Origin of the sequence: Clostridium lacusfryxellense (assembly GCF_018861735.1) — a bacterium.
Classification (GTDB): Bacteria; Bacillota; Clostridia; order Clostridiales; family Clostridiaceae; genus Clostridium_AD; species Clostridium_AD lacusfryxellense.
The window spans coordinates 47,323-60,878 of sequence record NZ_JAHLEB010000027.1 but is presented as its reverse complement, the minus strand read 5'-3'; the positions used below and the strand labels follow the sequence as shown (position 1 = coordinate 60,878).

Genomic DNA, 13,556 nt, shown 5'->3' with positions numbered 1-13,556 from the left:
TGAAAAATTTATGATTAGGTAATTCTTATTGAACCGCCGTGTACCGAACGGTACGCACGGTGGTGTGAGAGGTCGCTAAATAAATTAATTATTTAGCTCCTACTCGATTTTGCATTATTTAATAAATAAAAGGAAATACTAACTTTAGTTTGAATTAGCTTAATTGGAATTTAATAAGGGGTTTAGTATGAATAATTATAAATTTGGTAATACACCACGCAGAAAAAGAGCATATGTAAGTTTATCTGGCACAACAACTCTGCATTTAAGAAATCCGTATGTGATTTCGTGCTGGTCTGCAGCTTTTCCGGGACTTGGACATCTACTATTATCGAAATATATAACGGGGTTCCTTTTGTTTTTGTGGGAGGTATTTATAAATTACCAGGCACACGTTAACCTTGCAATATTATATTCATTAACAGGAAAAATTGAGATGGCAAAAAATGTTATAGATATTAATTGGGCGATACTTTATATACCAACATATATTTTTGCTATTTATGATAGTTATAGAGCTACTGTTGATATAAATAATGTTTTTATTTTAGCAGTCAAAGAGGATATAGTGGTAGAACCATTTAAAATAGGAGCACTGGAGATTAATTTTTTAGATAAAAGGACACCTTGGGTTGCTGCAATATGGTCATTACTAAGCCCAGGAGCAGGTCAAATATATATACATCGAACTATTGTAGCTGTTTTCCTTCTTGTTTCATGGATAGTGGTCGCATATTTTTCGCATCTTCTTCCGGCAATTCAGTATACATTAATGGGGAAATTGGATATGGCTAAGTCTGTTGTTAATTGGCAATGGTATTTAAACATACCATCTATTTATGTTTATGCAATGTACGATGCGTATGCTAACTGTGTAGAAGAAAATAATTTGTATGACTGGGAGCAATCTAAATTTTTAAAACAGAATTATCAAGATAAGAATTTTAAAATTCCATATAATAAAAGAGAAGATAGAGGTGATAACATGTATATTATATCTACTTTTGATTACTCAATTAATTTAGAAATAGCAATCACTTCGATCCAAATGAAAGGTGTTCAAAAAGAAAATATTTTTGCTGTTCCTGTAGACAAGGCAAACGAGAAGTTCAAAATGTTAGATACAATCCATCATTCTGATAGTGTAAGTTTGATAGATTTGGCATCGATTTTAGGTGCAATATTTATGCTGTTTGGAAGTATCTATGGGTTTGTATTAAAGTGGGGGCCAGTCTGGTGGGGTATAATTGGTCTAGCTTTTGGATTAGCTTCAGGCGTTGTTATAAAGTATATTTATCTAAAAAGTTATTTGTCTATGAGAATAAGTATAAAAGAACCAGAAGTTGTTTTAATTGTTGAGTGCAAAGAAACACTATCAGAAATGGTTGTAGACACACTTTGGTCCAATCATGCGCTTGGTGTTAGTAAATTAGATCATGATAACAATTATATATCTTAAAGTGAATCAATAAGTGCACTGTTGTTATTATATATATCAATTCTTTTGACAAATGTATACACCAATAATTATTAGTAAGGTTGTAAAAATTTTTATAATTGATAAAGTTTCTCTTAGTATAGTGACTGAAAGTATAATAGAGAAAATAGGTACCAAATTAATAAAAATTGAAGTTTTTACTGGCCCTATTTGTTTTATGGAGATTTGCTGTACTAGGTATCCAATAACAGAGGCGAATATACTCATGTATATAACTGCCAAAATGGAGTAGTATGGAAGTTGATTTATGAAGATCCAAGGACGTTCAAATATAACAAAAGGAATTAGGAATATGCTACAAAATAGAAAACTATAAAACGTTAGTATTAATGGGGAAAATTTATGTGAAACTTTTTTACTAAACACTGCATATGCTGACCACATGAAAACTGCAATAAGCATTAATAAGTCACCCTTATTTAAAGAAAGATTAGTTATAGTGGAAAAATTTGCATTAGTTATTGTCAAAAATACACCCGTAAAAGATAAAATTATTCCAATAAATCGTTTATAAGTTAGTTTATCACCTAAAAATACAATACATAAAATTGATGTTATTATAGGATTAGTTGCTCCAATTAATGAAGAATTTATAGCAGTAGTGAATTTTAATGCAGTAAAAAAGAAAACATGATAGCCAAATATTCCAATTAATCCTGTAAATAAAAATACAGGAATGTCTTTTTGTATTAATTTATAATTACATTTATCCTTGATTTTAACTACAAAATATAGAACGACAGTTGCAATAGAAAACCTTAAAAATGTTAAAGTAAACACCGGAATAAATGGCACGGAAAGTTTTCCAGCTATAAATGCACCAGCCCAAAATAATGTGGATAATATCATTAACAAGTAAATGCTTCTGTTACGCAAAATACCAACTCCTTTATAATCATTATTTTAAGTTAAACACAAATGGATAAAAAAAACAATTTAAAAATAAATTAAGATAATATATTAATAATAAAAATAAGGATACTTAAAAAGGTATCCTTATTTTTATTATATTCAGAGAATAAATTAGTAGTGAATTTTAATGGTTTTAAAAAATAGTACATTAAAATATATTTAATTAATATACTTAATAATGAAATTAATTCCTAGGAGGTAGCTTTTGCATGGTAAGTAAGAACATATCAAATGAAGTCCTCAATACGTCGCTACCGGTAGTTGCGGAAATAACAATATATACGTTAATGTCTATTTTTGATTTAATGATGATAGGGAGATTTGGTGGAAATATAGCAGTAAGCGCTGTTGGGTTAAGCAATAATTTGACAAATGCATTTATAGGAATATTTATTTCGGGGGGATTCTGTATAAGTATTGTGTCCTTGGTTTCGAGACTAGTGGGTGCTGGACAATATAAAAGTGCTGAAAAATTCGCATCAATAGGATATATGTTAGGAACTGGGTTTTGTTTAATCATTACAATAATAGTTTTTTTCTTTGGAAAAGAGCTATTATACGTATTAGGAGCTAGAAATAAAATTTTAGAAATTGGTTACTCATTTATAAAAATAAATTCGTTAGCTATATTTTTTTCAATGAATATGAGGCTTTTGAATTCTATTTTAATAGGATATGGGAACACTTTTATACCATTTATATGCTCCTTGATTGTAATTTCATTTAAAATAATTTTAAATTATTTATTGATTTTTGGTATAGTGTTTAAAGCAAAAGGGATAGATGGATCTGCTATAGCATCTACAATTGCTTATTTGTGTGGGTTTATTTTTTCTTTATATTATATTGTGTTTAAGACGAAAATCAAGTTTAACCCATTTTGTTTTTTTTTGATATCCTTGAAAGATATGAAAAAGATATTAATACTTGCTATTCCTTGCTCATTGGAAGAAGCGGTGTTTAGTATTAGCAAGTTAATTTGTGTTGCTATTATAATTCGCTCAGGAAGTGCATCCTTTGCTGCTGATGAAATAGCAAATATGATAGAGGGGATCTCAGTTATGCCAAGTTTTGGATTCGGTATTGCTGTTATAACTTTAGTAGGTCACAATGTAGGAAAGGGGGATTACAAAAATGCAAAAGCAGCCGCTTTAAACTGCGTTTTTTATTCTGTATTTATGATGAGTATATTTGCAATAATATTTTTATTTATGCCAAATATTTTGGTAAACTTATTTTTAGGTGAAAATGAGAAGAAAGTTGCTTATTTAGCTGGAAAGTGTCTTGCAATCGGAGCGTTAGAACAACCATTTATCGGAATATCACTTGTATTTGAGGGTGCATTAAAGGGAATAGGAGATGTTAAGAGTCCATTTTATATTTGTTGTTTTACAAGCTGGCTCATAAGATTACCATTAACATATTATTTTATTTATCTACTTAAATATCCAGTTACCGCGGTATGGTGGATTACAGCTCTACAGTGGGGAACAGATGCGCTTCTCATGTTTGTCATCTTTAAATATAAATTTAGTAAGATATCAAATAAAACAAAGCTTATTTCATATTATGATTAAGAAAAATAAAGGAGCTTGTTTTTACAAGCTCCTTTAGGTAAATAATTGTTTATTATTCTTTGTAATTTGAAAGTGTGGTATTAGCTGCCTGTAATGCAGACTGAACCTGATTTAAAGTATTCTGAATTTGTTGTTTATTTTCTTCCTTTTCCACTGTGTTTACCGCATCAGTTAAACAAGTGCTTGAATTCTGTAGTTTTTCACATGCATCTTGAACGTGCTGCTTTGCATTTTTTTGCATTTTTAATTCCTCCTTAAGTTCTTAATAGTATAGTAATAGTATTGGTATTAAGAAGAAAAAAAATACTTAAATTGTGAAAAAACAAAAAAATAAATTCTATTTATACTTTTTCATAACATCTATTAAAACTTCCATTCTTTCATAAATACTTTGTTCTATCTTATCTCTCTTATAATGGATATCCGATGGATCTAATAAATAACTATGGGTTATAGCAAATAGTTTTTTATTTTCTTTTAGTCCCAAAGTAAGTATCTCAGAAAGTTCCTCAATACTGTAATATTCTAGTCTTAACTCAGTATTTTCATTTGAGGTATATACTGGTAAAGATGTTAATACATTTTCAGTTAGTTTATACTCAGGTCTGTATATATTATGAGATTCATATTTTATATCAGTTAATTCCTTTACTATTTTTGCTGTGTTATCATCTATTGAAAAATAACCACCGCGGAATGCTTCAATAGGGCTAATTCCGAGGTTTGAAATATATTGATAACAATGTTTTATTATAAGCTTTTGCTCAGAATAAGAGTAATATGTTATTAAATCTTCATCATTTTTTATAAATGGGCAAAGTTTTTTTATATGTTCTGGTAAGTTGTTTGGATGAATATGTAAACCGAATATGACTTTATAATCACTTTTAATTTTATCAATTAGATTTAAATTATTCATCATTTCCGCAAAAAATGGAGTTACAAATAAAAGTGTATAAATATTGTTATCAGTATTCAATTTCAATAGCTTCTCTAAATTTAATACATTATTCTTTAAGTTCTTGTCAAAATTGTAACCTTCACAATCCATAGTTAAGATTAAATCGAAATTTGGTTTTTGAATATAGTCGTCTAAAATATATTTCATAAATAAACACATCCTCCTAATATTACATTGCAAATTTCCAAATTGCATTGTATAATTGAGTTACAGTAAGTAACAACTTAATTATACGGGCCAAATTGTCACTTGTCAAAGTAGAGTAACACCCAGTCTTACACACTAATATAATAATCTAAAAAACATTTTATCTCTATATCTAATTTTCAAATAAAAAAATTTATTTATAATAAAAAGAAAATTTTAAAATACGCAGATTAATAATGTTATCATTTTATAATTGTTTTGTACCACATAGAAATTGTCTAAATGATAACAATTTAAAAATGTTATTTTCGTGAGCACAAAATTAGGAGGATGATGTTAATGAAAACTATAGGTTTTCCAAGGATGCACAAAGAAATAAATGAAAAAAGAGATTTTTTGCCGTCGTTTTTCAATATGCTTAGCAATGAAAAGGTGCAAATCTTTCTTGAAGAGGGATATGGATCAGCTTTAGGGTATACAAAAGAAGATTATTTAAAATTAAATACTAAAATAAAATTTGTATCAAACCGAGAATGTTATGAAAAAGATATAGTTTTAGTTTTACGGTCACCAGAGTTTGAGGAAATTGACTATATGAGAAAAGGTAGTATTTTATTAAGTATGCTTCATTATCCAACTAGATCAACTAGGGTAGACAAGCTTAAAGAAAAAGGAATATTTGGTGTTTCTATGGATTCTATTAGAAATGACTTTTCTGAAAGGATAGTTGTAGATTATGATGGGACATCAGGAAATGGAATTAATGCAGCATTTACAGAGCTTGCCCAAAATTATAAAAGCATAAGTACTCAGGAAAGAAAACCTATAGTTGTAACAATAATGGGTATGGGACGTGTAGGATTAACAGCAGCAAGACAAGCAGGTAAATATGGATATAACAAAGAAAATGAAAATAAACTTCTAGAGAAAACTAAGGGAGTACTTGTTAATATGCTACCTAGAAATATTACAGATGATAAAAAACAGATGATAAAGATACTGAAAAAGACTGATATTTTAGTAGATGCTACTACTAGAGATGACGCCACCCAGTATATTGTAAGTAATGAACTTTTAGGGCATTTAAAGAAACATTCTATAATTTTGGATTTAACATCAGATCCATATTTGACTGATATTTATCCACCACAGGTAAAAGCAATAGAAGGAATACCACATGGAACACTTGATAAAATTGTTATTTATCCTGGTGATAATGTATATAATTCTGTGCCAGAGTGGTTGAAATCTCTTAATCAAAGAACTGTAGTAAGTTGTAACGCATGGCCTGGAGTAAACCCAAAGGGATGTATGGATTTGTACGGTAAACAACTTATATATATTGTGCAAAATCTTATAGGACATTCTACCAGCGACTTTAATTTGTATAATAATGATTATTTTAATAGAGCAATCTATAGAGGAACTATTGAATGTTTTGAAGAAAGCTTAAATAACTATGCAGATGAAATAATTGATGTAGTAATATAATAAAAGCTATTGAATGCAAATTGCATTCAATAGCTTTTATTATATTACTTTAAATTATATGATTTAAAGTAAATATTGGTGTAGTCAACTAAACTCTAATAGTTTTCATATTCATCATTTCTTAAACCATAACATTCTAAAACCGGCATTACAAACATAACTCCGGAATCGGGTTCGTTTAGAAAATCTTTATTTATAATATCTACAATAGTTCTCATCTTATTTTCTTGTTTTATTATGCTTATTATTGTTTTATTATATGGCTTTGATCCTTCAACTAGGTTTCTTATACCTGCAAATATTGGAATGTCAATATTATTTCTAAGTAGTACTTTTCCAATTCCGCAGCTATCTATAGTAGTAGCACCACATCCATTTTCATAAAATACCTTAGAAATATTATCTAATTTACTTACATTACTTAAGATTATAAATACTGCATACATAAGTTATCTCCCCTTCGTTAAATATTAGCTTCCTTAGCTTTTATTATAGCACTTTTAGTTAATATTGGTCCGACTAATTCTGTAATTATAGTGGTAGCTAAAAGTATTGTTATTACTAAAGAACCTAGTTTAGTTCCACTAAATTCCTTACTAACCGTTATAGCTAGTCCAATAGCAACACCAACTTGTGAAAGTAGTCCGAAACCAATGTACTTCTTAACAGTTTCAGGTGCTTTTGATATCGTAGCACCAAGGGTTGCTCCAGAAATTTTACCAATCATTCTAAATAGAAAATAGCAAACACCAGTTGCGCCTATTTGTGGTAATAAAGAAATATCTAATCTGCACCCAGCTAATATAAAGAAAGCAGCAACAATTGGTGGAGAGAAGGTCTCAATGCTTGAAAATACTTTTTTGCTATGTGATGATACATTGGCAACTATACAACCCATAGTCATAGCAGTAAGTAGTGAAGATAAACTAAATATTGTACATGCACCAATTAATAGTAAAAGTATTCCGGCAGTAAATCCAAGAATTTCTTCTTTGGTATCAGATTTATCAAGTAGATAACATAAAATTATTCCTAAAATACAACCTAGAGCAAGTGATAATAATATTTCTGCTATCGGAAATATAAGAACTTTATTTATTGTTATTTGTTGATGATTTATAAATACCTTTGCAATGGAAGCGGCAATAGAGTATATCATAAGACATATTGCATCATCTACAGCTACAACTCCAAGGAGTGTGCTAGTTAATGGCCCCTTAGCCTTACATTCTTTTAAAACCATAACTGTTGCAGCTGGAGCTGTTGCGGATGCTACAGCACCAAGTATTAAAGAAATAGCTATATCACTTGTTAAAACATACATTGCAATTGTAACTAATACAAAAGCACCTAAGGCTTCACATGTTGCAATTATAAAAATGGACTTACCTAGTTTTTTGATAACTGATAATTCAAGTTCACTCCCAATATTAAAAGCAATGACCCCTAATGCAAAATCACTAATAAATGATAGCTTGTCTAACATCTCAGGATTAACAAGTTTAAATCCCGAAACTCCAAGAACAAGTCCTGCAATTATGTAACCAGCAACAGATGGTATTTTAAATTTATTTATTATTTTACCAAAAATTATACCTACAATTAATGCTGTACCTAAACTTACAAATGAATTCATAATTACTCACCTCTTTTATTTTAACGCGTACATTTAATGTTATTCCTATTAGATCAATATGGCAATTGCCATATATATTGCTCTATCATGGGAGAGTCCTGTGAGCTTAGCTCAGGTAAGATTACTTGTCTCTAATGCAATAATACGACATGTTAACTAAAAAAAGTTACTATTTAGACATTTCCTAGAGGGAATACCTAAATAGTAACGTTGAAAAACTGTGGTATATTAGCCTTTAGCTATTAAGAGAGCTAGTAAATCCATCAACACAAACTACTAGTTCTCCTATTTCGGGTTTACTTAGTTGAGCGTCTGCACCAACAGCTTTTCCTTTGTGTTTTAAGTCACTAGTAATTAATGATGAAAATAAAATAACAGGCAATTTCTTTAGAATGTTATGTTCTTTAATTTTTCTAGTTAGGGTATGACCATCCATTTGGGGCATTTCAATGTCAGATATAAGAACATGAACATCTTCCATGAAATTTTCGTTTTTATCGTGAACTAAGTTAAGCAAATAATCTAGAACCTGTTTTCCATCATCAAATATTCTAAGATTTTGGAAACCAGCCTTGATTAGTGTATCTTTTAATAACCTTCTAATTAACGGTGAATCATCTGCTATAACAAGTTTTACCTTAGATCTATCTTTATAATCGATATTAACAATCCTGTCTTCGCTTATCCCTGTAGAAGGACTAATATCAGTAACTATTTTTTCGAAATCTAGTAGTAATATTATTTTATTGCTTAAAACAATATTACCTATGACTAATGAATTAATAGTTATGTCATCGGGTTTAGTTATCTGTTCCCATTTAATGCGATGAACACCGACAATGTTGTCGATACTAAAAGCTACCTCTATTTTATTAAATTCACAAAGAATAATTGTTGATTTAATTTCATCTTTGTGTTGTTTTTCTAAGACATATTTTAAATCTATTAAAGTTATTATCTTGTCTCTATATAGAGTAAGTCCCGATATAGCAGGATGAGACTCAGGTAGTTTTGTTAAATTATCTGAATGTATCACCTCTTTGACTTTTATAATGTTAATTGCATAATATTTATTATTTATAATAAATTCTAAGATTTCAACCTCGCCAGTTCCAGATTCTAGTAGTATATTATTATTCATATTTACCCTCGCTTTCAAATAGATATAACATAGTAATTGATAAAAAGATATATACTATATATTTCGAACGGAAAATATATAACTTAACATTTAATTTAATAACTTAATATTTAATTGTAGAAAAAAATTATACGGAAAGTCGAATTTTAAGTTAATAAAACATAATATAAAAGTGAAATTATACAGTTAAATATGTTAAACTGTATAGTATGCAGTAAAATGATAACAGCACTATTAGAGGGTGAAGTGAAATTGATATTAAATGGCGGATGGATAGAAACTACGCAAGGCAAACATACATTTATATTGTGGGGTCAGAGTGGAGAAACTAAATGTGTAAGAAGAGGTAGGAAACCTAAAAATGCACTTCCACTATATGAAGAGATGGCTTCAGTTATAGAATTACATAATAAAATAAGTGATTCTGCTCTAGAAATGAAATACGGGAAATATAAATATAATTTTGAATCTAAAGAACTTCTTAAGAGGGAAATTAGAGGAATTACTTTTAATAATTTAGATGCATTTGATATGATTTTAAACATAGATAAAAATAATCTAGAACAAATAGAATTATCAGGAGAACTAAAGTTTTGGATTACAGTGGCTAGATTTACGGCAGAGTTAATAATTAAACACAAATATTTGCCGTCACTTGTTATTGATAGAGTAAATAACAAAGTTAATTCTCAGTGGAGATGGCACACAAGTGACCCAGAGTATATTGATAAAAAGAAGGTTTTATGCAACAATATGCCGACGACTTGTAAAGCATATTTTCATTTGGAAAATCAGGAATTCATATACACTAATAGTACTAGATTAGTAAGTAGTTTCATGGATTCTATGATTGATAGTATGGTAAGAAGTAGCTGCACTAATATCAATGAAGATAATGATTTCTTAGAAAATAATTTTAGCAATTTAAGTAGTACTTGGATGCATTCACTTTTTTCAGAGTTACCTGAGATACCAGTTGATACAAGTGGTCAGATTAAAATGTTAAATGAGTATAAGAAATGGATAGAACCTATAAAAATAAAAAATAGTAAATTTAAATTTCGTACGTGTTTTAAGGTTAATCCACCTGCTCGTGAAGAGGACTGGACACTTGAATATCTACTTCAGGCAAAGGATGATCCTAGTCTTATGCTCCCGGCAAAAATGATATTTGAGGAATCAGTTGATACTATAACATATTTAAATAAAAAATTTAATAATCCTCAAGAAAGGCTACTAGAGGATTTAGCTGTTGCAGCAAAAGTCTTTATCCCTATTGAAAGAAGTTTATATGATGCAGTACCTGTAGAATGTAAGCTTTCCGTGGAGGAGGCCTACTCATTTTTAAGAGAATCGGCATATTTCTTAAATGAAAAGGGATTTGGAATTATTGCACCAGCTTGGTGGAAAAAGCCGTCAAGACTTTCAGTGAAACTAAAAGATAAAAACCGAGTTGTAAATACTAATTCGGCAGCGAAAAGTACATTTAATATGGATACTATTCTTGAATATGATTGGAAACTTGCGTTGAATGGCAATGAAATAAGTGAAAAAGAATTTGAGAAGATATCAAATTTGAAAGTGCCATTTATTCAATTAAGAGGTCAATGGGTTCAAGTTGATATACATCAAATTAAAACACTTTCCAAGATGAAAATGAACAAAGGCTTAAATGGTAAGATTCCAGTAGGAGAATTATTAAGACTTAATTTGAGTGAAGAGGAAATAATTCCTGGAGTAAGCGTTGAGACTATAGATAATCAAGAAGCAGTGGGCCATTTTTTTGAGCAGCTGTTTAATTTGAATAATATAGAAGAGGTTGATATTCCATTAGGGTTTAGGGGTACTCTTCGTGAATATCAAAAAAGAGGATTCTCTTGGTTAACCTTCTTACGTAATCATGGTATAGGTGCTTGCCTAGCTGATGATATGGGGCTTGGTAAAACAGTACAAAGCATATGTCTTATGCTTTACGAGAGGGAAAAGGGCCTAACGGATAAACCTACTTTAATAATATGTCCTACTTCCGTTGTTGGAAATTGGGAAAGAGAAATTGAAAAATTTGCACCCAATCTTAAAGCGGCAATTCATCATGGAAATAGTAGGTGGAGTTATGAAGATTTTAGTGCGGAAATACATAAAAATGAAGTAGTTATTACAACCTATGCTCTAATAGTAAGAGATAAGGATTTATTCCAAAAGGAAGAATGGGCAGGGATTATATTGGATGAGGCTCAAAATATTAAAAATAGTGCTTCAAAACAAACTCAATATATAAAAACTCTTAAAGCTGAATATAAAGTTGCATTAACAGGAACACCAGTTGAAAACAGACTTTCAGATTTATGGTCTATTATGGACTTTTTGAATAAAGGATATTTGTACAATTGGTCAACATTTAGAAGTGAATTCGCAATTCCTATTGAAAGAGATGGAGATCCTAAAAAAAGTAATAAGCTGAAAAAAATAATATCACCCTTTGTGCTAAGAAGGCTCAAAACTGATAAAAACATTATTAAAGATTTACCAGAGAAAATTGAAACTAAGGAGTATGCATCGCTAACAACTGAGCAGGCGACGTTATATCAAGCTGTTGTGAAGGATTGTTTAAATAAAATTGATAGCTCTGAAGGCATTAGAAGGCGAGGACTTATTATTTCCTCATTAACAAAATTTAAGCAAATTTGTAATCATCCTGTTCAATTTTTAAAGGACAACGGTGATATAGAAGGACGATCTGGAAAACTTGATAGGCTTCTTGAAATGCTCGAGGTTGTTGTAGAAGAAGGTGATAGGTCATTAGTATTTACGCAGTTTGCTGAAATGGGACACATATTAGAAACGGAGATTGAAAAAAAATTAGGAGTAAGAACATTATTTCTGCATGGGGGAACAAGCCGAAAGAAAAGGGAAGAGCTAATTGATATTTTCCAAGGCGACGGCAATGAACCTATGGTATTTATATTATCTTTAAAGGCTGGTGGACTTGGGTTAAACCTAACAAAAGCTAATCATGTGTTTCATTTTGATAGATGGTGGAACCCGGCAGTAGAAAATCAAGCAACAGATAGGGCATTTAGAATAGGGCAACTTAAGAACGTCCATGTGCATAAATTTATATGCATGGGGACACTAGAAGAAAAAATTGATCAAATGCTAGAACGAAAACAGGCACTTGCCGAAAGTGTAGTTTCAACTAATGAAAATTGGATATCTGAGATGAGCAATATTGAGCTTAGAGAACTATTTGTATTAGAACATGATAATAAAGAGTATAATTAAAAGTTAACCTAGAGGCAAGGAGATGTGACTTTTTGACTGGAAGAATAAGAAACGAGTTTGGTAGCAATTGGTGGTCTAAGAAGTGGAATAATGCAATTTCTAGTTTTACAATAAGTTCTAGAGTTGATAAAGGACGAGAATATGCAAGAGCTGGCAACGTACTGAGCATAGATATTTCAAAAGGCGAAATTAATGCTTTAGTTCAGGGTGGTAGATCAGAGCCTTATAAAGTAAGTATGGAACTTGATAGTTTTACACCGATTGAGTGGGAAAAAATTATGAATATCATGGCTAGAAAAGCTATTTTTTGTGCAAAACTTCTAAATGGGGAGATGCCTGAAAATATAGAAGAAGCTTTTAAAGAAGCAAAGGTTTCTCTTTTTCCTAAAAAACAAATACATTTAATTACGCAGTGTTCATGTGGCGATACTGCAAATCCATGCAAACACATTGCTGCAGTGCATTATATGCTTGGGCTTGAATTTGATAAGGACCCATTTGTAATTTTAAAACTGAGAGGAATGGATAAGCAGCAGTTTTTAAAGGCGCTTAGAACTTTAAGAAGTGGCAGCGAGGGCGATACGATTAAAAGAAAAGCAAGGATACACCGCAGATCAAGAAAAACAATTGAAGACTTAAAAAGAGAGTTTGAAAGTTTTAATAGGCTAGATATTGAGGAACTAGATATGTCATTTTCTTATTTAACGCCCGAAGTTAAGCACGGTGTTATAAAAACACTAGGAATTCCAGAATTCTGCGCTAGTGAGGATGAGTTTAGATGTAAAATGAGCACAGCGTATAATAACGCTGAAGAGGAAACTAGAAAATATTTAAATAGAAAGTAAAAAACTTTAGTGAATTTAGATGCAAATATAATATTTGTAATTTAGTACAAATATTATAAAAAAAAT

General features: G+C 30.2%; 11 protein-coding genes. 5 read left to right on the top strand and 6 right to left on the bottom strand.

Annotated features, from left to right (window positions below; translation table 11 throughout):
- Positions 1 to 187: 187 nt before the first annotated feature.
- Positions 188 to 1,459, top strand: coding sequence for a hypothetical protein (locus KPL55_RS15290; protein ID WP_216307610.1), 1,272 nt, complete (start codon positions 188 to 190; stop codon positions 1,457 to 1,459).
- A gap of 36 nt (positions 1,460 to 1,495) precedes the next feature.
- Here KPL55_RS15290 and KPL55_RS15285 read toward each other — a convergent pair whose 3' ends face one another.
- Positions 1,496 to 2,347, bottom strand: coding sequence for a DMT family transporter (locus KPL55_RS15285; RefSeq protein WP_246599540.1), 852 nt, complete (start codon positions 2,345 to 2,347; stop codon positions 1,496 to 1,498).
- A gap of 272 nt (positions 2,348 to 2,619) precedes the next feature.
- Between KPL55_RS15285 and KPL55_RS15280 the strand changes: the two genes are divergently transcribed.
- Positions 2,620 to 3,987 carry an MATE family efflux transporter gene (locus KPL55_RS15280; protein ID WP_216307608.1) on the top strand — a complete coding sequence of 456 codons (1,368 nt, stop codon included), beginning with the start codon at positions 2,620 to 2,622 and terminating at the stop codon, positions 3,985 to 3,987.
- Positions 3,988 to 4,039: 52 nt separating this feature from the next.
- Here KPL55_RS15280 and KPL55_RS15275 read toward each other — a convergent pair whose 3' ends face one another.
- Both KPL55_RS15275 and KPL55_RS15270 read right to left on the bottom strand, forming a co-directional pair.
- Positions 4,040 to 4,228, bottom strand: coding sequence for a hypothetical protein (locus KPL55_RS15275; RefSeq protein WP_216307607.1), 189 nt, complete (start codon positions 4,226 to 4,228; stop codon positions 4,040 to 4,042).
- Between the two features lie 96 nt (positions 4,229 to 4,324).
- Entirely contained in the window at positions 4,325 to 5,095 is a 771-nt protein-coding gene (locus KPL55_RS15270; protein ID WP_216307606.1) for a polysaccharide deacetylase family protein, read from the bottom strand.
- A gap of 339 nt (positions 5,096 to 5,434) precedes the next feature.
- On the opposite strand from KPL55_RS15270, the gene KPL55_RS15265 reads away from it, so the two are divergent.
- Positions 5,435 to 6,586: a Rossmann-fold NAD(P)-binding domain-containing protein gene (locus KPL55_RS15265; RefSeq protein ID WP_216307605.1), complete on the top strand. Its 1,152-nt coding sequence runs from the start codon at positions 5,435 to 5,437 to the stop codon at positions 6,584 to 6,586.
- A 95-nt stretch (positions 6,587 to 6,681) separates the two neighbouring features.
- On the opposite strand, the gene KPL55_RS15260 is transcribed toward KPL55_RS15265, so the two are convergent.
- From KPL55_RS15260 to KPL55_RS15250, 3 genes are all read right to left on the bottom strand, one after another.
- Positions 6,682 to 7,032 carry a hypothetical protein gene (locus KPL55_RS15260; protein WP_216307604.1) on the bottom strand — a complete coding sequence of 117 codons (351 nt, stop codon included), beginning with the start codon at positions 7,030 to 7,032 and terminating at the stop codon, positions 6,682 to 6,684.
- Positions 7,033 to 7,049: 17 nt separating this feature from the next.
- Positions 7,050 to 8,222, bottom strand: coding sequence for a cation:proton antiporter (locus KPL55_RS15255; protein ID WP_216307603.1), 1,173 nt, complete (start codon positions 8,220 to 8,222; stop codon positions 7,050 to 7,052).
- Positions 8,223 to 8,457: 235 nt separating this feature from the next.
- Positions 8,458 to 9,363, bottom strand: a complete 906-nt coding sequence (locus tag KPL55_RS15250) for a chemotaxis protein (RefSeq protein WP_216307602.1) — start codon at positions 9,361 to 9,363, stop codon at positions 8,458 to 8,460.
- A gap of 219 nt (positions 9,364 to 9,582) precedes the next feature.
- On the opposite strand from KPL55_RS15250, the gene KPL55_RS15245 reads away from it, so the two are divergent.
- Complete coding sequence (locus KPL55_RS15245; protein WP_216307601.1) at positions 9,583 to 12,645, top strand: DEAD/DEAH box helicase; 3,063 nt, start codon at positions 9,583 to 9,585, stop codon at positions 12,643 to 12,645.
- Positions 12,646 to 12,677: 32 nt separating this feature from the next.
- Positions 12,678 to 13,490: an SWIM zinc finger family protein gene (locus tag KPL55_RS15240; RefSeq protein WP_216307600.1), complete on the top strand. Its 813-nt coding sequence runs from the start codon at positions 12,678 to 12,680 to the stop codon at positions 13,488 to 13,490.
- The last annotated feature ends 66 nt before the right edge of the window (positions 13,491 to 13,556 follow it).

What these genes read in the sequence shown, in the direction of transcription:
- KPL55_RS15250 (WP_216307602.1), bottom strand. Translation starts at nt 9,363, where the DNA reads ATGAATAATAATATACTACTAGAATCTGGAACTGGCGAGGTTGAAATC.
- KPL55_RS15270 (WP_216307606.1), bottom strand. Translation starts at nt 5,095, where the DNA reads ATGAAATATATTTTAGACGACTATATTCAAAAACCAAATTTCGATTTA.
- KPL55_RS15260 (WP_216307604.1), bottom strand. Translation starts at nt 7,032, where the DNA reads ATGTATGCAGTATTTATAATCTTAAGTAATGTAAGTAAATTAGATAAT.
- KPL55_RS15280 (WP_216307608.1), top strand. Translation starts at nt 2,620, where the DNA reads ATGGTAAGTAAGAACATATCAAATGAAGTCCTCAATACGTCGCTACCG.
- KPL55_RS15285 (WP_246599540.1), bottom strand. Translation starts at nt 2,347, where the DNA reads ATGATATTATCCACATTATTTTGGGCTGGTGCATTTATAGCTGGAAAA.
- KPL55_RS15255 (WP_216307603.1), bottom strand. Translation starts at nt 8,222, where the DNA reads ATGAATTCATTTGTAAGTTTAGGTACAGCATTAATTGTAGGTATAATT.
- KPL55_RS15265 (WP_216307605.1), top strand. Translation starts at nt 5,435, where the DNA reads ATGAAAACTATAGGTTTTCCAAGGATGCACAAAGAAATAAATGAAAAA.
- KPL55_RS15290 (WP_216307610.1), top strand. Translation starts at nt 188, where the DNA reads ATGAATAATTATAAATTTGGTAATACACCACGCAGAAAAAGAGCATAT.
- KPL55_RS15275 (WP_216307607.1), bottom strand. Translation starts at nt 4,228, where the DNA reads ATGCAAAAAAATGCAAAGCAGCACGTTCAAGATGCATGTGAAAAACTA.
- KPL55_RS15245 (WP_216307601.1), top strand. Translation starts at nt 9,583, where the DNA reads ATGATAACAGCACTATTAGAGGGTGAAGTGAAATTGATATTAAATGGC.